Source organism: Kribbella catacumbae DSM 19601, from assembly GCF_000372465.1.
Lineage (GTDB): Bacteria > Actinomycetota > Actinomycetes > Propionibacteriales > Kribbellaceae > Kribbella > Kribbella catacumbae.
Window position 1 is genome coordinate 31,539 of the sequence record NZ_AQUZ01000004.1, and the last position, 25,857, is coordinate 57,395.

The following is a 25,857-nucleotide window of genomic DNA, read 5'->3' on the forward strand; positions in this document are numbered from 1 at the left end:
GCGAGGAGGTCAAGAGGGAATATGGCGACAACCCCGGCGGCCACGCCGCCGATGCTGCGCAGAGTCAACGCGGGCAAGCTGCTCAGCGTGCTGTCCACGGCCGGTGTGATGACCGGAACAGGCCTGATCGAGGCCACCGGCCTCACCCGCGCGACGGTGCATGCCGTCTGCAACGACCTGATCGCGATGGGCTGGGTGGTCGAGCTCGACCCGGGCCACGACGCCCCCGGTACGCCGGTAGGCCGGCCGTCACGCCGGTTCGAGTTCAACAGCCAGGCGGGGTACGTGCTCGGCATCGACGTCGGCGCGGCCAAGACCACAGTGCTGCTGTCGGACCTGCGCGGCGAGACCGTCGCCAAGACCGGTCGCTCCTTCCAGTCGGTGAAGACGCCGGCCGAGCAGACCCAGGTGGTGAACGAGGCCGTCCTGGAGGTGCTCGCCGCGGCGGACGTGACTGATTCCGAGGTGCTCGCGGCCGGCGTCGGAGTGGCCGCGCCGGTCGATCGCGAGGGCAACATCCTGGTCGACGACGAGTTCTGGCGGCGGTTCGATGCCGGCCTGACGACCAGGCTCACCGAGTTGCACGGCTGGCCCGTGCTGCTGGAGAACGACGCGAATCTCGCCACCCTGGGCGAGCACTGGCGAGGTGAGGCCCGTGACGTCGATGATCTGGTCGTGCTCCTCGCGGGCGAGCGGTTCGGTTCCGGCCTGATGGACTCCGGCCGGTTGCTGCACGGCAGTCGCGGCGGCGCCGGTGAGATGGTCTACCTCAAGCTGGTCGAGGGCGTCGGCGACACCGCCGGTATCGCCCGGACAGCCCGCGAGCAAGGCGCGAAGGCGGTGGCTGACCCCACGGTGAAGACCAGCCTGCGCGAGCTCGCCGGCAGCGATCCCGTCACCGCGGAGCTGGTGTTCGCCGCCGCGGACGCCGGCGACAAGGTTGCCCTAGGCATCCTTCAGTACGTCGCCTGCCGTACCGCCAGAGTCCTTGCCACGCTGGGAATTCTCTTCAATCCAGAGCTGATAGTGATCGGCGGTGCCGTCGCGGCCGCGGCCGAATCCCTGCTCCCCTCGATCAGGCAACAGCTCGCCACCTACACCGCCACCCCGCCCCGCATCGCCGTCTCCTCCCTCGGCGACACGATCGTCTCGGTCGGAGCCGTCCGCCGCGCCCTCAACTACGTCGAGCAACACGCCCTGGACCTCCAACTGAGCAGCGCACGGTAGCCCTCACCTTCCTGATCATTCGCCCCGTTTTCACCCTCCTCTGACAGCAACGGTCCCCGACGCGCCGCCCTAGGAGGGTGAAAACGGGGCGAATGATCAGGTGGGTCGGGTCCAGCGGGGTGGGCCGCCGACGGGGGTCCATTCGGGGCGGGTCAGGCTGTGGATCTTGGAGTCTCGCCAGCCGCTGCGGATCAGGACTGTGCGGCGGAGGGTTCCTTCGTAGGTCATGCCGATGCGTTTCAGGACTGCGCCCGAGGCCGAGTTGCGGGGATCGCAGGTGGCCTCGACGCGTTCCAGATCCAGCTCCTCGAAGCCGAACTGGCAAAGCAGCCACGCGATCTCGCTGGCGACGCCTTGCCCCCAGTAGTCCGGGTGGACGGAGTAGCTGATCTCGCCGCGCTTCCAGAGCACCTGGCGGATGTTCAGTTCACCGATACCGAGCACGCCGGTGACCGGCTGGACGGCGACCCAGGCGAATCGCAGCTGCGGGTCCGCGGTCCAGGACTCGACCGCCGCGGCCACGAAGGCCTCGGTCTCCGGCGCGGTGTTGGGGCCCCACGGCTGGTACCGGCAGGATATTTCCAGCGAGGCCCACTCGTGGATGCGTGGCCAATCGCCCTGCTGAAACGGCCGCAGTGTGATCTTCGACAGGTCGAGAGCGTTCACCGAGCCAGGCTAGACCTGAGATCGATGCCCTTGGCGGACTTAGGGGACGCGGGTCAGGAGCTGGGCCGCCGCCTCCAGGACGAGGAGGTTGCGTCCGTACGTGACAGCCGTCGGGACGGCGGCCGGCACCAGTGCCCGGTCCTCTGGGATCCCCGTGCACAGCACGAAGACCTCACCCTCGTGACTCTGCAGCAACTCCTGCAGGGCCGCCCGCATCCACGGAGTACGGACCGCGTCCTGTACTGCGACCACCAGCGGCCGGCCGATCGCGGCGCCTTGGGCTTCTGACAGGGCGGCCGGGTCGTCGCCACGCAGTACCACGCCTGCCGAGCCCGGCGCGACCTTGGCGAAAACCTCCGGGAGGCCGCTGAAGTAGGGGTTCCAGGCTGGGTGCAGGCCCTGCGTCAGATCCACCACGTACGGCGAACCGCCGAGGCCGGGGAAGTCTTGCCGGGTCACCGTGCGGGCCGCGACCTCACGGGTCGGCGCGCCACTCAAGCCGGGCTGGCGAGTGCGCGAGGCGAGCGTCGCGGCAAGCGCGCGGACTCGCCCGGCCGCGTCCGCGAGGCGAGCGGCATCGAGCGTCCCATCCCCCACCGCGTGGACCAGGCGAGCGGTCAGCGCACGAGGATCCGCTTCGCCGATCGCGATCATCGCCAGGTCGGCACCGGCCCGGATCGAGGCGACGGCGGCGTCCTCGATCGACTGGGTCGCGGTAATCGCCTGCATCTCGAGCGCGTCGGTGGTGATCACGCCGGTGAAGCCGAGCTCCTCGCGCAGCAGCCCCTGCAGGATCCGCCGCGACAGCGTGGCCGGCTGGTCGTCGTAGGCCGAGAAGATGATGTGCGCGCTCATGATGACGTCGGCGCCGGCCTCGATCGTCGCTTTGAACGGCGCGAGCTCGACCGCGGTCACCTGCTCGATCGAGCGGTCGACCCTGGGCAGCGCGAGGTGCGAGTCGACGGTGACATCACCGTGGCCGGGGAAATGCTTCGGGCAGGCAGCGATACCGGCCTCGTGGACGCCCTCGATGAAGGCGACGCCGTGCCGGGAGACGACGTCGGCCGTCGTCCCGAACGAGCGCGTCGAGATGATCGGGTTGGCCGGATTGCTGTTCACGTCGACCGAGGGCGCGAGCATCAGGTCGATGCCGAGCTGGGCGAGGGTGGCCGCGGCGTCCCGGGCCGAGGCGCGGGTCAGATCGACGTCGTCGAGCTCACCGAGCGAGCGGGGTGACGAGAGCGGCCAGGGGTTGGCCGGCGCGAGGTGGCTGAACTCGCCGCCCTCGTGATCGATCGCGATCACCAGGTCGGGCCGTTCGGCGCGCAGCGCGGCGGTCAGTGCCGCGACCTGCTCCGCGCTCTCGACGTTGCGGGTGAACAGGATGACGGCACCAAGACCGGCGGCGACGGCGCGGCGTAGCTCTTCGGGGGCGGTGGTTCCGTTGAAGCCGACGATCAGGGCGCCGGCTGCGTCACGATCCAGTTGGTCACTCATGGGCCCCACCCTCTCGTGCCCGTCTCCAGGCCGCCACCCGACGCCGTCACCGACAGCGAAGGATTGTCCTCGTTCTGGCCAGTTCGAGCGCTTCTGAGGCCATCGTTGTCAGCCTATGTCAGGTCATGATTCAAGCGCTCACCTGCGTGTTCATGGACGATTAGCACCGGCAACCCCTCGCCGGATCGGCCGGTTACGGATAACGTTGTCTCCCGACCTGACCGCCGCTTCGACGGAGTTCCCCCACGTGACTGTGCAGATCACCCGCGTCTCCTCCCCGGAGCTGTTCCTCGGCCACGACGACGACCCGCGCCAGCTGGTGCGGGTCGAACTCGATCGCTCGGCCGCCGACGGCGCGCTGTCGGTTCACGTCGCCGGGGACGGCATGACCGGTACTGCGGAGCTGCCCGCCGGCGACGGCTCGGCCCTCGTGGAGGTGCCGCTGGAGGTGTCAGCCGCTCTGCGAGCGCAGTACGGGGTGGCGGTGGATGCGACGGTCCAGGTGCTCGCTGGGGACCAGCAGGTCGTCGCCAGCGACAGTGGGACGGTAGTGATCGCCGAACCGGGCTGGACGATGGTCATGGTGTCCCACTTCCACTACGACCCGGTCTGGTGGAACACGCAGGCGGCGTACACGACCAGCTGGGACCTGCAGGGACCGGACGGCACTACTCGGCCGGTCTACACGCACAACGCCTTCAGCCTGGTCGACGCGCACCTGAAGCTCGCGCTGCGCGATCCGGCGTACTGCTTCGTGCTGGCCGAGCTGGACTACCTGAAGCCGTACTTCGACACCTTTCCCGAGAACAGGGCCGTACTGCGCCGCCTGATCGCGGAGGGGCGCGTGGAGATCATCGGCGGCACCTACAACGAGCCCAACACCAACCTGACCGGTGCTGAGACGACCATCCGCAACATCGTGTACGGCGTTGGCTACCAGCGGGACATCCTCGGTGGTAATCCGCAGAACGCGTGGCAGCTGGACGTGTTCGGGCACGACCCGCAGTTCCCGGGGTACCTGGCCAAGGCCGGTCTGACGGGGTCGGCGTGGGCGCGGGGGCCGTTCCACCAGTGGGGGCCGCTGCGGCAGGCGTGGGGTGATCCCAAGTCGGGCACTGCCGCGGTGATGCAGTTCCACAGCGAGTTCGAGTGGATCAGCCCGAGTGGGGACGGCGTACTGACCCACTACATGCCTGACCACTACGGGCCGGGTTGGGAGCTGCAGAACGCGCCTAGCGTCGAGGCGGCGGGCGAAACGGCGTACCAGCTGTTTGCGACGCTGAAGACGGTGGCCGCGACCAAGAACACGCTGCTGCCGGTGGGTGGCGACTACACGCCGCCGAACAACTGGATCACCGCTGTGCATCACGACTGGGCTGAGCGCTACGCGTGGCCGAAGTTCGTGTGCGGGACGACGAAGCACTTCATGGATCGGGTGCGCGCTGAGCTGGCCGCTGAGGGCCGCAAGCCGTCGCCGCAGTCGCGGGACATGAACCCGATCTACACCGGCAAGGACGTCTCCTACATCGACACCAAGCAAGCGCAGCGCGCTGCGGAAGTCGCCGCGGTCGATGCGGAGAAGCTGGGCACGTATGCCGAGTTGCTGGGGCTTGGGCGGTTTGCTGAGGCTTCGCTGGACAAGGCGTGGCGGCAGCTCGCGTACGGGGCGCACCACGATGCGATTACGGGGTCGGAGTCGGATCAGGTTTACATCGATCTAGTCACCGGGTGGCGAGAGGCGCACGATCTGTCGGATGCTGCTCGGACGGCTTCGCTGGAGGCGTTTGCGGCGCGGATCGACACCAGCGCCTTCGGTTCTTCCGCGGTCGTCGTCACCAACACGTTGTCCTTCACCCGGACCGATCTGGTGACAGTGGAGCTGCCTGATGCTGGCTTGGTGGTCGTCGACTCAGCGGGCTCCCTGGTGCCCTCTGTTGTCGAGGGCAACAAATTGACGTTCCTCGCGGTGGAGGTGCCGTCGCTCGGGTGGCGGTCTTTTGGCCTGGTTCCCGGTACGTCGGTCGCGTGGGGGCCGGCTTCAGCTTCAGCGGAGTCGGTGGAGAACGAGTTCTTCCACGTCACGGTCGATCCGACCCGCGGTGGGGCTGTCAGCTCGATCGTGGACAAGCGGACCGGGCGACAGGTACTGAAGGGACTCGGCAACGAACTGCGGGTGTACGAGGAGTACCCGGATCACCCGCGCTTCGGCGAGGGACCGTGGCATCTGACGCCTTCCGGGCCGGTGGTCGGGTCGTCGGAGGCGCCGGCGAAGGTCTTCACCCAGACCGGCCCGCTCGGCAGCCGGGTGGTGAGTCGCGGCGAGGTCGACGGGATCGCGTACGAGTCGGTGATCACGGTGTACCACGGGCTGGATCGGATCGAGTTCGCGACGCGGATCCTTGATCACTCGCAGTCGGACCGGCTGGTTCGGGTCAAGTTCCCTGCGGATGTTCCTGGTGCACTGCCCTTGAGTGAGGTTGCCGGTGCTGTGGTGGGCCGCGGTTTCGGCCTGATCGATGTTGACAGCGAGCAGGCGCCTTGGACGCTCGACAACCCGGCCAACACCTGGTTCGGCGTCGGCACCACGACCCGCATCTCGCTTCTCGATGCCTCCGGCGACCCGGCCGGCACCCGCCCCGTCGCGGTCGCCGAAATCGTAGTACCAGACGACACCGAGCCCGCCTCGGTCCGAGACCTCGTCGTGGCCCTGGCCCGAGTAGGCGTAACAGCCACCACGTCACAAACCAGCGGCACCCGCTACGGCTGGCTAAAGGTCGACTCCAACCTCCCCGACCTAAGAATCCTCATCGGCTCAGCTGCTTCGCTGCTGGAATCGGCCGAAAGCACCACGCCGGACGCCGAAGGCGGCTCGGCTTCGGGGGCGGCTGGCTCCACTCCCCCTCTCCCCAGCGCCGCCGAAGGCGGCGCGTACTTCGTGCCTGCGCGGACCTCGTTGGCTGAGGTTTGGCAGCCCAATGCTGATGTGCGGGAGGTGCGGGCGATCTCCGCACTTGTTCTTCCTACCCCTGACGCTGTGACGGCGGCCGTCGACGAGCTCGGGAGCGCGCGAATCACGGCGACCGTGCACGGGGACGGGGTGATCGAGGAGTTCCGGGATGCAACGGTTGCGTTGCTGACTTATGGGCTGCCTGGGTTCGCGGTGGATGCGACGGGCGCCCTGCACGCCTCCTTGCTGCGGTCCTGCAGCGGCTGGCCGTCGGGGATCTGGATCGACCCACCACGGCGCGCCACCCCGGACGGCTCGTCGTTCCAGCTTCAGCACTGGACGCATGAGTTCCGCTACGCCTTGACCGCCGGCGACGGCGACTGGCGCGCATTGCAACTGCCCTCGCGCGGACAGGAGTTCTCCTCACCGTTGCTCGCGGCAACCACTACGGCCCACGACGGCACCCTCCCCAGCACCCACTCCCTGCTCCAGGTCTCCCCCGAGCGCGACGTCCTCGTCTCCACCCTGAAGCCCGCCGGCAACCCGATCGCACACGGCTCCGGCACCGCCTCCGATTCCCGCGAAGGCGTTACCCTGCGGTTGATCGAGGCAACAGGTCTCGGCGCGACGGCCACGATCACCTCAGCCGTCCCGATCACCGCCGCCTGCCACGCCGACCTGCTCGAGTCCCGCGGCGCCCCTATCGAAGTTGCCGACGGCAAGCTGACCCTCGACCTCGCCGGCTCCGCAGTCGACACCTTCGTGCTCGACCTTGAACCCACCGCCCCCGCCTCCCACCAGATCCTCGGCCAACCAGGCGAGATCGCCCAACCGTCGTACTCGCGCTACTGGCTGCACAACCGTGGACCCGCGCAGATGGGCTTCCTCCCGATCAGCCTGTCCGCCTCCCCCACCATCGCCCGCACGGCCGGCAAGCCCTTCGAGCTCTCGACGGTGATCGCCAGCCAGTACTGCGATGTGGTGGCTGAAGGAGTCCTCACCATCGACCTCCCCGACGGCTGGACGGCCGACCAGCCCGACTTCCGGCTGACCCTCGAGCCGGGCGGCTACGTGCGCCACCTGATCAACGTGACCCCGGCCGAGAACTGCGAACCCGGCCAGTACTTCGTCGCCGCCCGTGTACTCACCAGCACCGACGAACTCGCCGGCGGATCCGGCGTACAGGCTGTCGAGGACGTCGTCACGGTCTTCGTCGGCGAAAGCCCCGAGCTCACCGCTGCCCTCGGTTTCGGCTTCGCCCCCACCGAGCCGCCGGATCACGGCTCAGGCGCCGTCGACGGCGAGCCAGGCCGAGCCACCGGCCTGACCATCACCCCGTCGACCCAGGACCTGCGGCTGACGCCCGGCTCGCAGGAGACGCTGGATCTGACCTTCACCAACAACACCTCTTCCGAGATCCGCGCCGAGCTGCAGCTCGCTTCGCCGTACGGGACCTGGTCCTGGCTGCCTGAGCCCGTGCGAGCGGTCGTCGTACCGGCCAAGTCCTCCGTGGTCGTGCCGGTTCCAGTGCACGCACCCGCCGACGCGACTCCGGCCCACGCCTGGGTACTGCCGAAGGTGATGTGGTTCGGCCGTGCGCAGTACGCGCCGACTGTCCGCCTGGAGATCCAGTGACGGCGGCGACGATCACCCACGGACATGGGCACGGGCATGGTGCCCCGCATGCGCCGCCAGGCGTACTGGCCTACCTCAACGGGCGGCCCATCCCCCGGGCGCTGCTGGACGACCGCCTGGCAGCCCTCCGCGCCGGCGACGCCGCCTGCGTACTCCCGAAGCCGGACACCCGAGAAGCACGCCAGCTCGCCCGCTGGGTCGCCCAGGTGATCATCACCGAGCAACTCTGCCTGGACGAGCTCCAGCGGCACGGCCAGCCAGCAACAGCCACACAGCTGCCAGACGTCTCCGCAGCGCCAGCAACAGTCGTGCGGCCGCTAGACGTCTCCGCGGCGATCGCAGTCGGCTCCATCACCGCCGCGGCCCTCGCAGGCTCGAAGCCCGTACGCCGGGTCGCCGAGCTGGTCAGCCGTGAGGTACGGATCTCCTCCGAGCAGCTGGCCTACGCGGCCGACGTACTCGGCAAGGAGGCGCCGCGCGATCCCGGCGTGCCGGTGGAGCGGTGGCATGCGGAACTCCTGGACAGCGCGCGGCTTGAGGCGTTCGCGCGCTGGCTGAATGCCGCCCAGCATGAGCGGGTCCATCTGGTCCACGGGCTCGAGCATCCGGGCGACAGTAACCAACCTGACAATCTGCACCGGCACTGACGGGGGGACCATGAGCGACGAGGCAGCGACAGTACTCGGGATCGACATCGGCGGCACGAAGATGGCCGCCGCGATCGTGTCCGCCGACGGCGAGATCGTCACCAAGGACCGGATCGCGACGCCGCCCGGTGACGCGGATGAGGTGTTCGCCGCGCTTGGCGAGCTGATCGGCCAGGTGCTGGGCGACACCGAGCCGGCGGCCGTCGGGATCGGATCGGCCGGCCCGCTGGACCAGCAGCACGGCCTGGTCTCGCCGGTGAACATCACCGGCTGGCGGAACTTCCCGCTGGTCGACCGGGTCCGCGCGCTCGTCGGCGACGTACCGGTCACGCTGGGTGTCGATGGGCACTGTTTCGCGCTCGGGGAGTTCTGGACCGGCGCCGGGCGCGAAGTGGGCAGTCTGCTCGGCATCGTCGTCTCCACCGGGGTCGGCGCCGGCATCGTGGTCGACGGGAAGCTGCTGCTCGGCCAGTCCGGCAACGCCGCGCACCTCGGGCACGTGGTCGTCGACCTCGACGGCGAGGCGTGCGCGTGCGGGTCGTATGGTTGCGTCGAGACCTACGCCAGCGGCCCACGGATGGTTGCCCGGGCCAAGCGTCGGGGCTGGCGCAGTACCGAGGACGTCGACGCGGCGGTACTGTCCGCGGACGCCGCCGCCGGGGACGAGATCGCCCTCGCGATGTTCGACGACGGGGCCCAGGCGCTCGCGGCGGGCATCGTTGCCACCGCTGTCACCGTTGACCTTACGACCGTCGTGATCGGCGGCGGGGTGGCCAAGGCCGGACCGGTGTTGTTCGACCCGGTGCAGCGCTGGGTGAAGCGGCTGGCGCAGCTCCCGTTCGTCGACGAGCTGAGCGTCGAACCGGCCCAGCTCGACAACGCCGGCCTGATCGGCGCCGCCCGGCTCGGCTGGGATCTGTTGCCCGCCGCAAGCGCCAAGGTACTGCGGCCTTCCGCTGACCGGTCTGGGAGCGCCCTGAGGTAGCTCGACCGGCAGTTGGCGCCACCGTTACCGTCTCGCGACGGTCTGCGACCCCTTCACACACATTCCGGTCGTCCGGAAAGGGGTCTCCCGAGCAATTTTGCGCAATTTTTACGCGATTGCCAAAAACCTTGTAACGGCGACCCCTGCTCACGCGATGCAACGGATGGATGGGGTGGGGGCACGTCGTCCAAGGGCAATCAGGGGGGCCTGCATGCCAGGGATTGACCGCTTGCGTGTGCGGCGAGGAGGAGACTCCTCGCCGCTCGCGCGGGCAACCGCAGTACAGGTGTTCGCACGTCCACCAGCGTTGTCCGGGGCAACGCTCGACCGTAGGGACAGGTCCTGATGGACGTAGTTGTTCTAGTCGTCTTCGCACTCTTCTTCACCGCACTAGCAGTCGCCACGACGACCAGCCACGGCATGCTGCGTGCTTCGGTACGCCGCCCGCGGCTGTTCCAGTCCGCCGTCGTCCTCGCCGCCGCCGCCACCGTCCCAGTCGACCTGTACGCCGTCGTGTACGGCACAGTCGGCCCCGGCGGCACCGCCATCAGCGAAGTCGCCGGCCGGCTGCTACTCCTGAACGTCGCCGCCGCGTGCGGCGTCGCGGCCCTGCACGAGTCCCTCCGGGGACGCGCCATCTCCGCCGACTCGGCCCTGGACGAACCGTCCGGACCCGAGCAGCCGGTGCGGATGGGCGTGCTGGGCTGGACCGGCCCACTGATCGCGCTAGTCGCGGTCACCGCCGTCGTCGCGCTCGGCTCCCGGGGGAACGGGCCCGAGCTCGGCAACGTCGGACCCGTCTGGGCCGTCTATTCCCTGCTCATCTGCGTGATCAGCGCCTACGCGCTGCTCCGCAGGCGGGCAGTTGAGGTAGGGGCGGTCGATCCTCAGGAGGGATGAGGATCGAGCGCGGGTTCTGCACCGCGGACGGTGAGCCGGAGGTTGCGGGAGGGCAACCACCGGGCACACAAACCCCGTCCACGGTGCAGAACCAACTTGCTGGTTATTTCCCACGCGGGCTCCTGCGTCGCCTGCTCCCGCCCGCCCGGGGCGCCGCTCCTGCGTCGCGGCTTGGTGACGGCCTTGGTGGCTCCGCAGATGTCGGACTAGATGGTTGGGTTGGTTGTTCCCTACGCCGGCTCCTTCGTCGTCTGCTCCGCCCACTCTCGTGCGTCACTCCTGCGTCGCGGCTAGGTGAAGGCGCTGGTGGCTCGGGAGATGGCGCGCTAGGTGATTGGGGTTGTAGTCCCGCACGCGGCTCCTGCCCAACGGACCCGATTCGCTCAGCCTGGCAGCGACGGACCTGGGAGGACCTTGCCGCCTGATCCGGCGGTCAAAGTCCAGCGGGGTGGTGTAGGAGGTGGCCGACCCTGATCTTCACCTGCCTGCGATTCCGCGCCATCCTCTTGTGATCATTCGCCCCCTTCACCCGCTCAGAGCCATGGTGAATCGGATCGGCTGCCTGGGAGGTAAGGGCTTCCTGTGATCCGTCCGTGGTTGTGGCGCGGTTGGAGTTGGGGAGGATTCTGGCCGGACCTGCTGCTTCCACCGACGCAGGAACGGTCCAGGATCGCTGGCCCACTGGCCGGTTATGTGACCGCTAGCGCCCTACAGAGCCTGTTGAGAATTGGCTCGGCAGCGGCCGATTGTGTACCGACCGACAGGAAGTAGTCGACCGTTCGGCCGCGCGCCACGCTCACGCAGGCCGCGGCCGGCCGCAGAACCGGCACTACTTCCTGTCGGTCGGGACACAACGCGAACCCCAGACCCATTTCCTAACAGGCTCTACAACCGGCTAGCCGACCCCGGCACCAGCGCGAACAACCACGGATCAGTCAGGAGAGCCACATTTCCTCCCCGCCCGACGAGGGTGATCTTTGGGCACAGGCTGGGCGTCGTTCGGTGGATTGGGTGCCTGGCCGGTGCCCAAGGTGGCTGGAGTGCTCAGCTGATCCGCTCGCCGTGGCGGGTTGGAGCCGGCTGCGCAGATTGTCCACGATCGACTCGCGGAGGCTGGCGGCCTTTTCTCGCATGTAGCTAACTATTGATTTATCTGAACCCGTGAGTACCACGCCTCCCGCGTTGAGGTGATCCCGGCGCAGCTGAGCCTGGCTGGGCGCGATCTCCGCTGATCTGCAGCCCTTGGAGAGTGATGGCGGTCCGCTCACCCGGTCAGCGCGGGTGGTTGGCGCTTCGGCACTTAGCAAGATCCGCTAGCGAGCCATAATGACATCGGCACCGGGCCGGATCGCCTGCGGTATCGGCACGGGGAACAGCGCCCGGCGCGCTCTGGGTATGCCGCCGACCACGACGGCCGAACTGGAGACGTTCACCGCCGCGCTGCAGGACCTGTGCGCCGGACGGTCCGGCGAGTACCGCGAGGGCGACCGGGTCCGCGACGTCCAGTTCCTGCATGCCGGGCAGCAGGTGAACACGACCGAACCGATCGAGTTCCTCGTGGCCGCGCTCGGGCCGAAGGCCGCTGCCGTCGCCGGGCGCCGCGCCGCCGGTCTGGTCTCCTTCGGCTTGCTGGATCCCGCGGCCTGGCGTGCGTTGTACGCGGTTCGCCGGCAGGCCGCGGACACGCCATGTGAGGTCAGCTCCTACCTGATGACCGCGCTGCACGTCCTCGACGACGGCGAGGACCCGTACGGCGACGCGGCCCGGGACGCGGTGGGCCAAATCGCCCTGGCGCTACTGACCTTCGCCGCCGACACCCCCTCGTCCGCCGAGGGGCTCGGCGCCGAGGCACGCGACGCCGTACGGCGCCTGCTCGATCAGCGTGGCACCACGGCCACCTCACCAGACCGGTACGCCCGGCTCTGCGCCAAATACCTGGGACGTATCGCGCCGGCCGAACGCGACCTGATCCTGCCGTCGCTGATGGACCAGCTGACCCTGGTCGGGACCCGGGACGACCTCCTTGCCCGCGTCGCCACCCTGGAGGACGCCGGAGTCGACGAGATCGTCATCCAGCCGGTGGTCGACCCGCCGGCGGAGATGGCCGAGTTCGCCAAGCTCGCCGTCGCTGCCGGGTCGTAGGCCTGGTTCGAGCGACGTCGCGGCCTGCTGGGACCTGCAGCTTCGCTATGTTTGACCGACTTGCCGATTCTCGTACCGGGAGCTGAACCTCATGCGGGCAATACTCCTGAGCGGTGCGCTGGCGACTGTCTGCTCGCTGCTGGGGACCCGGATCGCCATCGGATGGTTCTCCCGTCACGGCTTCGGCCAGCCGATCAGGCACGACGGACCGACCACACATCACGTCAAACGGGGTACGCCGACCATGGGCGGTCTCGTGATCCTGCTGAGCGCCACTGCGGCATATTTGACGGCAACGATCTTGACCGGCGGGCGGCCGAGTGCCAGCGCCTGGCTCCTGATGTTGCTGTTCTTCGGCTGCGGGGTCGTGGGGTTCCTCGACGACTTCATCAAGGTCTATACCCAGAACAACCAGGGTCTGAGCAGCCGGGCCAAGATGGCGGGCCAGACGCTGGTCGCGCTCGCCTTCGGGGTCCTGTCCACGCAGTTCTTCGCCGACGAGCACGGTGTCAGGCCGGCGTCGCAGTACATCTCCACCACTCATGACTGGGGAATCAAGCTGCCCCTGATCGTGGTCCTGCTGGTGATCTGGTTCATCGTCACCGCGACCTCCAACGGCGCCAACCTCACCGATGGCGCCGACGGACTGCTCGCCGGCGCCTCGGCGTTGATCTTCGGCGCGTACACCATCGTGAACATCTGGCAGAACAACCAACGGTGCGACTCCTCGCGGCCAACTGTGGTGGAGTCACAGTGCTACCAGGTGCGCGACCCTCTCGACCTCGCGATCTTCGCGACCGCCATCGCTGCAGCATGTATCGGTTTCCTCTGGTGGAACGCCAAGCCCGCACGGATCATCATGGGCGACGTCGGCTCCCTCGCCATCGGCGGCGCCTTGGCCGGTCTGGCAATCATGTCCCGAACCGAGCTCCTGATGACGGTCGTCGCCGGCCTGTTCGTACTCGAGACCATGTCCGTACTTCTGCAGATGATCTGCTTCAAAGTGACCAAGCGACTCACGGGCACGGGCCGTCGCATCTTCCGGATCGCTCCCATTCACCATCACTTCGAACACGCGGGATGGGACGAGGTCACCGTAGTGATCCGCTTCTGGATCGTCGCCGGACTCTTCGTCGCAACCGGCCTCGGGATCTTCTACGCCTCTTGGCTGACCTGAGCCCAAGCGCGCCGAGCTGTGGAGCTAGGGCGTGCCGCTTGAGCAGATTCAGGACATCCTCGGGCACGCTGACCCCCTACCACGAAGGTCACCTCTGTCGACGTAGCAGAGGACCTACAGCGGGAAGCCGTGGACAAGCTCGACTTCCTGTTCGAGGAACCGCAGGAATGACGTTGGGGTCAAATCAACCACCTGATTGACATGGGCATGTCCTGCCGCGCTCAGAAAAATTTGAGCCCCCGGCCGTCTGATCCGTAGGCAGCTGCGCACATCTCCAGGCCGCGACGCAGGAGCCGAAGGGGCAGCACCCCAACCACCTCACCAGGCATCTCCCGAGTTCCCAACGCGCCCACCAAGCAGCGACGTAGGAGCGGCGCCGCAGGGCGGGCGGGAGCGGCGACGTAGGAGCCGCGTGGGGAATTGCTATCCGAGCCACTCGGGGGCGGGCAGGCGGGAGCGGTCCAGTTTGCCGCTGGCGTCCAACGGAAGATCCTCGACCGGAATCAGATCCGCCGGCACCAGATAGATCGGGAGCTCCTTCGTGAGCTCCAGCAACAGATTCGCCAGCACCACGGGATCGCTGTCCTCCAGCACGACGTACCCGATCAAGCACGTATCACCAGCCGGATCCGCGCACGCAACCACCACAGCGTCGATCACGCCGGGCAGGTCAGCAAGTACGTGCTCAGTCTCCCCCGGCTCAACCCGATGCCCGCGGATCTTCACCTGGTCGTCGGCCCGACCCAAGTAGTCCAGCGACCCATCAGCACGCCACCGGCCAAGATCGCGACTGCGGTAAAGCCGCCCACCAGGATGCGCCGGATCACTCACGAACGCCGTCTCGGTCTCATCCGGCCGCCCAAGGTACCCCTGCGCAACCGCCACGCCACCAAGATGGATCTCGCCGATCGCGCCCACCGGCACCGGTCGCAACGCCTCGTCCAGCAAGCGCACCACGACACCATCGATCGGCCGCCCGATCGACGGACGGTCCTCGTCCGGGTCGACCTGGTGGATCGTGGTCACCACCGACGCCTCGGTCGGGCCGTACTCGTTGTAGAGCGTGCACTCCGGATGCGCCTCGAGGAAGTCGCGGATCTTGTGCGTCAGCACCATCGCCTCACCCCCGGCGACGATCTCGCGCAGCGCCGGCAGCTCGGGCAGCTTGCGCATCGTCGCCAGCAGCGCGGTCAGCGGGGTGAACGCCATGAACAGCCGCTCGACCCCGTGATCCTTCAGCGCCGCGACGACGGCGTCCGGGTCGTACCGGTCGTCCTCGCCGATCAGCACCAGCGCCGATCCCGAGGCCAGCGCGGTGAACATCTCCTGCACGTGTACGTCGAAGCCGAACGACGTCCACTGCAGCGTGCGCAGCGATCGCCTCGTCCGCAGGTAGTGCCGGATCAGGTTGACCGGCCCGCGATGCGGTACGGCGACGCCCTTCGGATTCCCGGTCGATCCCGACGTGTAGATGCAGTAGGCGATGTCATCAGCCGCAGCCCGCACCGGCGGAGCCTGCTTCGCGCGCGGGTCACCATCGACAGCCGCAACCGGTACGAGCCGCAGGCCCAGCCGGTCAGCCAGTGCCGCGTCATCGCCGACCAGCGCGACCGCTCCGGCATCCGCTGTCATGAACGCCCACCGCGACTCCGGTACGCCGGGGTCCAGCGGCAGGTAGGCAGCACCCGACTTCAGCACAGCCAGTACTGCGACCACGAGCTCCGCACCCCGAGCAACCCGTACTGCGACCAACTGGCCCGGCTTCACGCCAAGGTCCACGAGTTGCCAGGCGACTGCGTTCGAGCGGCGATCGAGTTCGCCGTACGACAGCTCGCGGTCGCCGTGGATCAGTGCGATCGCGTCGGGCGTCCTGGCGACCTGCTGCTCGAACAGGGTGTGCAGGCCGCTGAGTTCGCCCGCTACGACGGCGTTGCGGCGGACCCGGCCGACCGGTCCGGTCTGGGTCGCCTCGCCCTCGAACTCGCCGAGGATGGCTTCGTCGGCCTCGATCGGCAGCATGAGTTCGGGGAGCGGGAGTCTCGGCTCGTCGATGGCGCGGCGCAGTACGGCCTCGAGGTAGGCGAGCAGCCGCTTGACGGTCAGCTCGTCGAACAGGCCTGCGCGATAGTCCGCAGTACAGGTGATGCCGCCGCCGTGGTACAGCAGCCGGAACCGGAGGTCGAGCCCGGAAGCAAGGTCGTCGTCGCCGGCTTCGAACTCGACGAGCACCTGGAAGACCGGGTCCTGCTCGAGCGTCGCGAGATCAGCGGTCGAGTGGTCGACGGCGACCGTGGTGGTCTCGCGGACACGCTGGGCGAGATCGCCGAGGTCCGGTTCGCCGGAGAGGTCGAGGCGGAGCGGGAGCGCGGGCTGCGGAGCGGTGTCGCCGGGGCGGCTCAAGGCAGCGGTACCGATCGTGATGTCGTCCTGCGCGGCGAAGCGGCCGAGCACGGTCCCGACGCCGGCCAGCATCGTCATCAGCGGGCTGACGCGGCGATCGCGGCTGAAGGCGAACACGGCGTCGCCGAGCTCTGCATCGAGTTCGTGCACGACGGACGTGATCACGTCGTCGCCTGCCGGCCGCGGGCGGTCCGTGGGCAGGACGAGTGGCTGCGCGCCGTCGAGGGCGGTCTGCCAGTAGTCCAGATCCCTTGCCCGCTTGGCTTTTGCGGTCCCCTCTTTGACTGACGCAGCTTTCTTGACCGGTACTGCGGGCTCTGGCGCCTTCTCGAACGCCTGAGCTGTCTCGTTGAGGAGCGCGAGCTGCTCGTGCATCAGCTTGGTGACGCCGTCGACCAACTGGCCGGCGACGCGTAGCTGCTGCGACATCAACGCGGCCATCCCCGAACCAGGCAGCTCCGCCTCGCTCGTCGCAGCGGCTGCGGCATCCACCTTCGCCGCCAGCTCAGCCAGCCCGGACCCCAGTACCTCCAGCACGGCACGCGGGTCGGCCTGCGCGCTCTCCGCCTCACCGATCTGCGTTGCCTGAGCGGTCTTCGCAGGCTCGGCCGAACGGAGCAGGTCGAGCGGATCGACCTGGTCGCCGTCGGGTTGGTTGCGCGAGGCAACCGCCGAGGCGAGCTTGTGCGGCGTATTCAACTCGTCGAACAACTCACTGACCGCGATCTCGACCTCGAACCGCTGCCCGACCTCCTCGACCACCCGCAACATCGAGAGCGAATCCGCCCCCAACTCAGCAAACGTGTGATCCACCGTCAAGTCATACGGATCCAGCCCGAGCTGCTCGCCAGTCAGGTCAAGCACAACCTCCAACGACTCCCGATACAGATCGGCAGCCACCAGCCCAATCGCAGCAGACGCAGCGGGTACGGGTGCAGACGCAGCGGCCGCCAGTGCAGGCGCGTCGGGCGTGGGCTCCCCGCTCTCACCACCGGCTTCGGTCGCCCCCCGCTCGGTTGCCGCAGGCACCTTCCTCGCCGCCCGCCCGACCTCCGCAAGACCCTCCTCAGGCGCCGCCCCGCCGCGGGTTGTTGCCTTGGGCACCGCTCCGTCAACCTTCGCAGTAACGGCGCCGGGCAGCATCTGCATGTAGGCAGACGTCAGCAGCTCGGCAGGCGAAGTACTGGTTGCTGCGGGCAACATTTGCACATAGGCAGAGGTGATCAGCTCGGCGCCATCTACTTCAGCGACCGGCTCCGGCTCGACGAGCTCGACAACGGGCGCAGTACGGCGGTCGTCGTCGGCCGGGATCGCGAACGGCGACAGGTCGTGCGTTTCGATCTCGTCGACCGACGGCACGACGACACCGTTCGACGCCGGCGGGTCGAGCGGGATGCGCTTCAGCGCCGCGCCGCTCCGCTCGATCGAACGCTCCTCCACCACCGGCGGCTGGGCGAGCGCCGCCGGCCGGGCCGAGGCGTCGACGGGGTGGTGCACCCGACGGAACGGGTACGTCGGCAGCGGCACTCGTCCGCTCTCCGAATAGACCTTCGCCCAGGCGATCTCGGTGCCCTGCTCGTACAGCTCGGCCAGTCCGTTCATCGTCGCCAGCACCGGATCCTGGCCGAGCCGCTGGGTCGGGATCCACGTGCTGTTCGGCGCGATCCGGCGCCCGGCCGGGCTCAGTACGGCGTCCGGCCCGAGCTCCAGGAACCGCCTGCACCCGGCGGCCGTTAGCGCCTCGACAGCATCACCGAACAACACCGGATGGCGGAGCTGCCCGACCAGGTAGTCACCAGCGAGCGCAGTACCGCTCTCCAGCAACTCCCCCGACCAGCTCGACACCATCGGCATCCGCAACGGCTTCAGCTTGATCTCGGCAACGATCTTGGCGAAGTCGTCCAGGATCGGATCGACCAGCGAGCTGTGGAACGCCCGGTCGACATCAAGCCGCTGCCACTTGAGTTCCAGCCGGTCGAGCTGCTCGGCCAGCTGCCCGACGATCACCTCGGTCCCGGTCAGTACGAACGACTGCGGACCGTTGCCTGCGGCAATCTCCACACCCGGCGTCTGCGCCAGCTCACGAACCCGATCAGCATCCGCCCGTACTGCGACCATCGCACCCGGAACGGTCCCGCGCTGCATCAGTACTCCGCGTTGCGCGGTCAGCTTGACGCCGTCCGCGAGCGACAACGCACCAGCCACGCACAACGCGGCGTACTCGCCAACGCTGTGCCCGACGACCAATGCCGGCTGTACGCCGAACGACTGCCACAACCGAGCCAGCGCCAGCTCAAACGCGAAGAGAGCCGGTTGCGCGGTCTCCGTCGGCCAAACACCATCGGAACCGGCCGGCGTGAGCAGCAACTCGAGCAGGCTGCCGCCGAACTCTTCCTCGTAGACCTTGTCGCACTCATCGAGCACAGCCCGGAAGACCGGGAACCGGGCCGCCAGACCAGCAGCCATCCCGCGCCTGGCCGCGCCCTGACCAGTGAACGCGAACCCGAGCGGCCCAGGTCCACCACGCGGTACTTCGGCAGCGATCGCGACCCCGAGTGCCTCGACCAGCTCGGTTTCGGATGAGCCCGCAACCGCGATGCGATGGCGATGCGCCGGGCGGCCGATCGCCGCAGTACCGGCGAGGTCGATCAGCCGCTGCCCGGTGCCTTCCTCGAGGTCGGCGCGGAAGAGCTCGGCCAGGTCGGCGAGCGCCCCCGGGTCCGGCGCCGAGATCGGCAGCACGACCGGGCCGTCCTCGCCACGACGGATCTGGCGCGGCGCCTCTTCGAGGATCACGTGCGCACTGGTGCCCTTGGCATCGAGTGCGCTGACGCCGGCGCGCAACGGCGTACCGGCTTCCCAGTCGCGAACATCGGTACCGACCACAAAGGGGCTTCCGGCAACGGCTAGGTCTGGGTTTGGCGTGGTGTAGTTGATGGTTGGGACGAGCGTGCGATGCCGCAGCATGAGGATGGTCTTGATCAGACCGGCCATGCCCGCCGCGCTGTCGAGGTGCCCGATATTGGGCTTCACCGAACCGATCGTGCAGAAGCCGACCTGGTCCGTGTGCTTGCGCAACGCGGTGGTGAGAGCGCGGAACTCGACGGTGTCGTCGGCCGCAGTACCGGTCGCATTGGCCTCGACGTAGCTGAGCGAGGCGGCCGGCACGCCCGACTTCTCCAGTGCGCGCTCGACCAGCTCGACCTGCCCGGTCGCGCCGCCGTCGTTGGTGACTGCGGAACCCTTGATCACGGCGTACACGGTGTCGCCGTCGGCGATCGCCTGGTCGAGGCGCTTCAGCAACACGGCGGCGACGCCGTTGCCTCCGACAGTGCCGTCAGCGTCAGCGTCGAACGCGCGGACATGTCCACTCGGCGACAAGATCGACCGGGCACTGGCGTGATAACCCGTTGCCTGCGGCACGTGTACTGCGGCCGCGCCGGCCAGCGCGAGATCCGCATCGCCACTGCGCAACGCCTGGCAGGCAAGGTGAACCGCCACCAGCGACGAAGACCAAGCAGCCTGTACGCCGATCGCCGGGCCGGTCAGGCCGAGCCGATACGCGACGCGGGTCGCCAGGTAGTCGGGCGGCTGGTTCTGCTGGGTGTAGAGGTTCATGCCGGAGCCGGCGAAGATGCCGATCCGGCCGGACGTACCGGCGTACCCGCCGTGCTCCAAGGCCTGCTGGCAAACCTCGAGGAACAACCGCTGAGCGGGATCGGTCAGCTCGGCTTCACGATCGCTGAGCCCGAAGAACGCGGCATCGAACAGCTCCACGTCATCCAGCGCTCCACTGACCGCGACCAGCTTCTCGTCCCCGAAAGCCTCACCACCACCGGCCTCCCGCAGTTCCTCTTCGGAGAACCGCCGGACACTCTCCACCCCACCAACAAGGTTCTCCCAGAACTGCTCCACCGACCCAGCCCCAGGGAACCGCCCAGCCAGCCCAACCACAGCCACCGGCTCCACTACTTCAGCCTTGGCCGCAACCTTGCCCTTCTTCCGCGCCCGCCCTTCAACAGGCTCCCGCTCGTGCCCACCAGCGGCCTGTCCTGCGGCGCCACCGACCGGTGCATCCGCAGCAGGCTCGACCGCTCGTACTGCGCCATCCGCCGGCGCGTCCGCAACAGACTCGATCGCTCCTGCAGCGCCATCCGCCGGCACATCCGCAACAGACTCGATCGCTCGTACAGCGCCATCCGCCAGCGCGTCCGCAGCAGGCTCGCTCGCTGGTACTGCGCTGCCCTCGACCGGCGCGTCCATGGCGGCCGCCAACTCCGCGGCCTCCCCCGGAGTCTCGCCAACGAGCTCTACCGCCTCCGCGACACCGCTCTCGGCCGGCTCACCCTCACCAAGCTCTGCAGCATTCCCAGCCAACTGCCCGTCGTCCTCTGCCGACATCTCCACGGTGGCATCAGTCGGCTGCTCTACGGCCGACTGCTCGGACCCAGCACCAACAGCCGTCTGCTCCGCGACGGCAGCCTCTTCCGGACCTTCGGCAACTGCCCCCGGCTCCACCACGGCGGCAGCAGACTGCTCGCCATCATCCGCAGCAACCGCCGCTACAGAAGCCGACTCCCCCACCTCGGAAGCCACTGCAGCCGGCGCCTCAGCACCCTGCCCCTCAGCCTGTACGCCGGCACCAGCCGCGCCCTCGCCCCGCACCAACTCAGCGGCAACCTGCTCGCCCCGACCAACGACCTGCGCAGCCTCAGCACCAGACTCCGCAGCCTGACCTGAAGACTCCTCGCCCTCACCAGCCCGCGCGACCTCCGCAGCAACCTGCTCAGACCCCGCACCCAACTGCCCGGCCTCATCGACGCTCTGCCCGGACCCACCGACGCTCTGCCCGGCCTCTGCACTCGACTGCTCGGACTCGCCGCTGCCCTGCTCGGACTCGCCGTTGCCCTGCTCGGACTCGCCGTTGCCCTGCTCGGACTCGCCGTTGCCCTGCTCGGACTCGCCAGTGCTCCGCTCAGACTCGCCTGCGGTCTGCTCAAGCTCGCCGGCGCCCTGCTCGGACTCGCCGCCGCTCTGCTCGAGCTCCGCGGCGCCCTGCTCAAGCTCGCCAGTGCCCTGCTCGGATTCGGGGGTGCTCTGCTCAAGCTCGCCAGTGCCCTGCTCGGACTCGGCGGTGCTCTGCTCAAGCTCCGCGGTGCCCTGCTCGGACCCGCCGGTGCTCTGCTCAAGCTCCGCGGTGCCCTGCTCGGACTCGCCAGTGCCCTGCTCAGACTCGTCTGTGGTCTGCTCGAGCTCCGCGGTGGCCTGCTCGGGCTTGCCAGTTGTCTGCGCGTCGTCGGCGGACGACTGCGTCCCCTTGGAAGCCGACTCGGCGACGACGGCACCGGCCTGCGGCGCGTCAACACCCGCTACCTCGTCGTCCTGCGCCTCAGCAGCCCGTACGTCGGCTGCCAGCAAGTCGGCACCAACCGCGTCATCGCCAGATGCGGCAAGCGACTCAACGGCGCGCTGTTCGGTGTCAGCAGCAGCCTGCTCGGCCCCGCCGGATGCGGAAGCTCGCTCGGCGGCGCCCTGCTCGGCGTCAGTGGCCGATTGCTCGGCATCGCCGTGTGCAGGGTCGCCTGGTACAGCGCCTGCCTCTGCAGTGAGTTGCTTGCCGACGGTCGCAGGCTGCTCGGCATCGCCTGGTGCAGCGATTGGCTCTGCGGTGAGTTGCTTGCCGTCGGTCGCAGGCTGCCCGGCTCCGTCGGAGGTATGGCCTGACTCGGAAGTCAGCCGCTCGGCGGCACCGGACGCGGGCGCTTCGCCGGATGCGAGTACGTCGCTGGAGACTGGATCCGCCTCGGAGGCACGCTGGTCGGCATCGGCAGCAGGCCGCTCGACTCCGCCGGACATTGATGCTTCGCCGGACGCCGCGACCGACCCGGCAGTCAGCTGGTCGGCAGCAGCCGACTCCTCGGTGTCGCCGAGGGCGGAGACCGACTCGGCGGTGAGTTGCTTGGCGTCGGTGGCCAGCTGCTCGCCTTCTCCGGAGGCATCGCCTGGCTCAACAGTCGATTGCTCGGGGGCGGTTGCTGGCTCGGCTTCGCCGGACGCGCGTGCTTCGCTGGACGAGGGAGACGCCTCGGCAGCGCGCAGCTCAGCGGCAGCAGACTCCTCGCCTTCGCCGGACGCGAGTACTTCGCCGGATGCGAGTACTTCGCCGGACGCCGCGACCGACCCGGTCGCCGGCTGGTCGGCGGCAGCAGATTCCTCGGCTTCGCCGGACGCGAGCACTTCGCCAGACGCGGGAGCCGCCTCCGCGGCACGCTGGTCGGCGTCGGCAGCAGACTGCTCGCCCCCGCCGGGTGTGGAGACGGGCTCGGCGGTAAGTTGCTTGGCGTCGGTTGCCGGCAGCTCGGCTTCGCCGGAAGCATGCCCTGGCTCAGTAGTCAGCTGCTCCGGACCGGATGCTGGCTCGGCCCCGCGGTGCGCGGGTGCCTCGCTGGACGCGGGAGCCGCCTCGCCGGACGCCGCGACCGGCCCGTCGGTCGGCTGGTCGGCAGCAGCAGACTCCTCGCCTTCGCCGGACGCTGGAGCCGCGTCGGAGGCACGCGCGCCGGCGCTGGCAGCAGACTTCTCGGCTTCGCCGGATGCGAGTACTTCGCCGGACGCTGGAGCCGCGTCGGAGGCGCGCTCGTCGGCGCTGGCAGCAGACTGCTCAGCCTCGCCGGTGGCAGCAGCTGGCTGCTCGGCTTCGCCGGATGCGCGTACTACGCCTGACGCGGGAGCCGTTTCGGAGGCACGCTGGTCGGCGCTGGCAGCAAGCTGCTCGTCACCGCCCGGTGTGGGGGCCGGCTCGGTGGTGAGTTGCTTGGCGTCGGTGGCCGGCTGCTCTGGGTTGTTGGCCGGCGGCGAGCCTTCGGCGGGCGTCGGCGGTAGCTCGGTGGCTGGCTGCTGGGGCTCAGCGGGTGGGGCGGCTGAGCGGCGGGCGGAGAAGGCGGTGCTGTTGAAGAAAGCATCTGGGTCGTCGTCGCTCGCGTCGGAGGCGAGGGTGGCGTCGCTCGCATCGGAGGCATGGGTGGCGTCCGCGGCGTGGGCGGCGGCCTCGTTGGCGGCGGGAGTGGCGGCCTCGGAGGCGGCACCGTTGTCGACGGGAGCTGCTGCGCCGGTAGCGGCCCCGTTGACGGGCGGGGCGGTGTCGGTGGGGGCGACAGTGCCGGCCTCGATGACAGCAGGCTCGGCGGCGGCTTCGGCGGCAGCGTCGGGCTGGTCGGCGTCGGTGTGGAGCGCGTCTGCGTCCGCGGCGGCGACTAGGAGCGAGTCAACCGCCTCGGCTGGGGAGCGGTTGGCGCCTAGGGTGGGGCGTTCGGGCGGGTGCGGGATGGAGTCTTGGAGGTTTCGGCGCCAGGCCAGGCGGACTACTGGCAGCTCTGTGGTCTGCTCGCTTGCGTCTTCGTCGAAGTCTGGGCGGGAGACTACCGAGCCGGCGCGCACCGGGTCGCCGTACGGGGAGACGGTGGGCGGCGTCGCGTAGGGGCCGGGAGCCGTTTCCAGCGTGTTGTCTAGCCAGCGCTGCTTGAGCAGCGGGCGGAGGATCTTGCCGCCGGGAGTCGTCGGGAAATGCCGGCGCGGTACGCCGATCACCCGTGCATCGAGCCCGAGGCGCCCGCGGACCATCGACCGGATCGCCTCGTCGACGCCCTCGGCCGACTCCGACGCGAGGGCGTAGAAGATCACCAGGCGCTCGGTACCAAGCGCAGGGTCAGCCACCCCGCACGCCGCGACCAAACCGGCCTCGGCACCCGGAGCGGTCGCAGCGACGACCTCGAGCTCGTGGGCGTAGTACGTCTGCCCGTTCAGGATGATCCGCTCGCTGTCGCGCCCGGTGATCACCACCTGCCCGCCGGAGATGAACCCCAGGTCGCCCGTCGCCAGCCACTTCCGCGCCGGCCAGTTGCCGGCCGGGAACGCGGCCCGATCCGCGTCCGGATTCCCCAGGTACCCCGGAGTCACCCGCGCGGACGCGATCTGCAGCTGCCCGATCCGCCCTTCCGGCAGTACGGCGCCGTAAGGCCCCACGATCCGCACAGTCGCCCCAGGAGCGGGCGCACCCACCGACACCAGGCTCAGTACGCCGGGAGCATCCGTGCGGCCCTTACCCGGCCGGGCGACGGCCACCTTGCCGGTCGACGTCCGCTGGTCGACCCACTCGACGACGCCGGCCTGCGAGATCCGTACGCGATGCACGTTGGGCGTGAGCCCGGGGCGCCCGAAGGTGATCCCGGTGACCGTCTCGGTCATCCCCCAGGCCGCGACGAAGGTCTCCGGTACGACGCCGAAGCGGTTCGTCAGCCGCAGGAACTCGCTCACCACAGGCACGGTGATCTGCTCGCCGCCGCTGACCAGGCTGCGCAGCGCCGACAGGTCCCAGTGCCGGTCGGGCTCTTCCGCGATCGCCGCGGCGGCCAGGCGGTAGCCGAAGTTCGGCGACCACGAGTGGTTCACCCTGTGCTGGTCCATCAGGTCCAGCCAGCGCAGCGGGTCGGCGAGCACCCAGTCGGTGGCGACGTGGACGTTGGTGCAGCCCGTGAACACCGGCAGCAGGTGGTAGAGCAGGAACGCGCCGCTGTGATCCAGCGGCAACCAGTTGAGCGTCGTCTGCCCGGGTCGCACCGGCAGCATCGCCGGCGTACCGGCCGCGAACTCGACCAGGCCGCGATGGGTCAGCTGGATGATCTTCGGCGTACCGGTGCTGCTGCCCGACGTCATCATCAGTACTGCGACGTCGTCCGCGGCGGGCCGGTGGAACTCCGTCGTCGGCTCGTGCCCGGCCAGCGCGTCGGGGTCGAGCACTGGCAGGCCGAGATCGTTCGGCAGGTCCGACGGGCGCCCGATCAGTACGGTCCAGCCGAGCAGGTCGGTGATCTTGCGGAGCCGCTCGCGGCCCTCCTCGGTGGTGTCACCCTCCGGCGACGGCGACATCAGCAGCGGGCGGATGCCGCCCAGCGTGCACGCCCAGAACGCCGCGAAGAACCCGACCGGCTCGGTGCAGTGGACGACCGCGGGATCACCAGCCCGTACGCCGTTCGCGCGCAGGCCGGCCAGGATGCGGGCGGCGAGCTCGAGCAGCGTCGGGAAGTCGAGGCGGGTCTCACGCCCGTCGGGGCCGATCTCGACGACGCCCGCCGTACCGAAGTCGCGGGCGGCGCGCAACAGAGCGCTGGGCAGGTCACGCGGGTATCCCGCGGGGATCATCAGCGCCGGCCCGGTACTGATAGCCGGCCTGTCCACACCATTCCTCATCGAACCGCCCCCGCGAAGGGCGCAGAGGCGTCAGCCAGTCGGCGACCCACGGACACGCGCCTCCCCAACTGGACGGAGCCGGGCTCAGGGCATACCCGTCTCGCTAAACGACAGAACAGCCCCGTTGCCGACCGCGGACGAGGGTGACCGGATGATCCCGGTGCGTCATCGCGTGAGCCGACGAACGGGAACCTTACCAGCCGAAATGTGACCTGGCCGAAGCAGATCCGGCAGCTGACTGTTAAGAAATTCCGGCTGTCACTCAGCGTGTCGCGGCCCGGTGGCGAACTGGTCGCCGGAGCCTGCGTGTCAGGGTGAGTTGAGACCAGCGGCTCACAGCAAGTCCGCTCCCGAAGGGCTGCGATCCAGTACGCACGCCAGCCGGCAA

General features: G+C 69.0%; 10 protein-coding genes. 7 read left to right on the top strand and 3 right to left on the bottom strand.

The window, feature by feature from the left end; genetic code table 11:
- Positions 1-21: 21 nt before the first annotated feature.
- Positions 22-1,227, top strand: a complete 1,206-nt coding sequence (locus A3ES_RS0105535) for an ROK family protein (RefSeq protein WP_020385788.1) — start codon at positions 22-24, stop codon at positions 1,225-1,227.
- Positions 1,228-1,323: 96 nt separating this feature from the next.
- Here the strand turns inward: A3ES_RS0105535 and A3ES_RS0105540 are convergent, their stop codons facing one another.
- Positions 1,324-1,893, bottom strand: coding sequence for a GNAT family N-acetyltransferase (locus tag A3ES_RS0105540; protein WP_020385789.1), 570 nt, complete (start codon positions 1,891-1,893; stop codon positions 1,324-1,326).
- Positions 1,894-1,932: 39 nt separating this feature from the next.
- Complete coding sequence (gene nagZ, locus A3ES_RS0105545) at positions 1,933-3,390, bottom strand: beta-N-acetylhexosaminidase (RefSeq protein WP_020385790.1); 1,458 nt, start codon at positions 3,388-3,390, stop codon at positions 1,933-1,935.
- Between the two features lie 247 nt (positions 3,391-3,637).
- On the opposite strand from nagZ, the gene A3ES_RS0105550 reads away from it, so the two are divergent.
- The 6 genes from A3ES_RS0105550 (at position 3,638) to mraY (ending at position 13,823) form a co-directional block, all read left to right on the top strand.
- A complete protein-coding gene (locus A3ES_RS0105550; protein WP_020385791.1) occupies positions 3,638-7,972 on the top strand; it encodes a glycoside hydrolase family 38 N-terminal domain-containing protein in 4,335 nt (1,444 codons plus the stop codon).
- Positions 7,969-8,619: a DUF7158 domain-containing protein gene (locus A3ES_RS0105555; RefSeq protein WP_020385792.1), complete on the top strand. Its 651-nt coding sequence runs from the start codon at positions 7,969-7,971 to the stop codon at positions 8,617-8,619. The genes A3ES_RS0105550 and A3ES_RS0105555 overlap by 4 nt, the downstream gene beginning before the upstream one ends.
- 10 nt (positions 8,620-8,629) lie before the next feature.
- Positions 8,630-9,604 carry an ROK family protein gene (locus tag A3ES_RS46340; RefSeq protein ID WP_020385793.1) on the top strand — a complete coding sequence of 325 codons (975 nt, stop codon included), beginning with the start codon at positions 8,630-8,632 and terminating at the stop codon, positions 9,602-9,604.
- Positions 9,605-9,949: 345 nt separating this feature from the next.
- Positions 9,950-10,504, top strand: coding sequence for a hypothetical protein (locus tag A3ES_RS0105565; RefSeq protein WP_020385794.1), 555 nt, complete (start codon positions 9,950-9,952; stop codon positions 10,502-10,504).
- Positions 10,505-11,830: 1,326 nt separating this feature from the next.
- Positions 11,831-12,646 (top strand): LLM class flavin-dependent oxidoreductase, encoded by an 816-nt coding sequence (locus tag A3ES_RS46345; protein WP_083933212.1) that lies wholly within the window; start codon positions 11,831-11,833, stop codon positions 12,644-12,646.
- Positions 12,647-12,737: 91 nt separating this feature from the next.
- Positions 12,738-13,823 carry a phospho-N-acetylmuramoyl-pentapeptide-transferase gene (mraY, locus tag A3ES_RS0105575; RefSeq protein WP_020385796.1) on the top strand — a complete coding sequence of 362 codons (1,086 nt, stop codon included), beginning with the start codon at positions 12,738-12,740 and terminating at the stop codon, positions 13,821-13,823.
- Between the two features lie 423 nt (positions 13,824-14,246).
- On the opposite strand, the gene A3ES_RS46350 is transcribed toward mraY, so the two are convergent.
- Positions 14,247-25,457, bottom strand: coding sequence for a hybrid non-ribosomal peptide synthetase/type I polyketide synthase (locus A3ES_RS46350; RefSeq protein WP_020385797.1), 11,211 nt, complete (start codon positions 25,455-25,457; stop codon positions 14,247-14,249).
- Between the last annotated feature and the right edge of the window lie 400 nt (positions 25,458-25,857).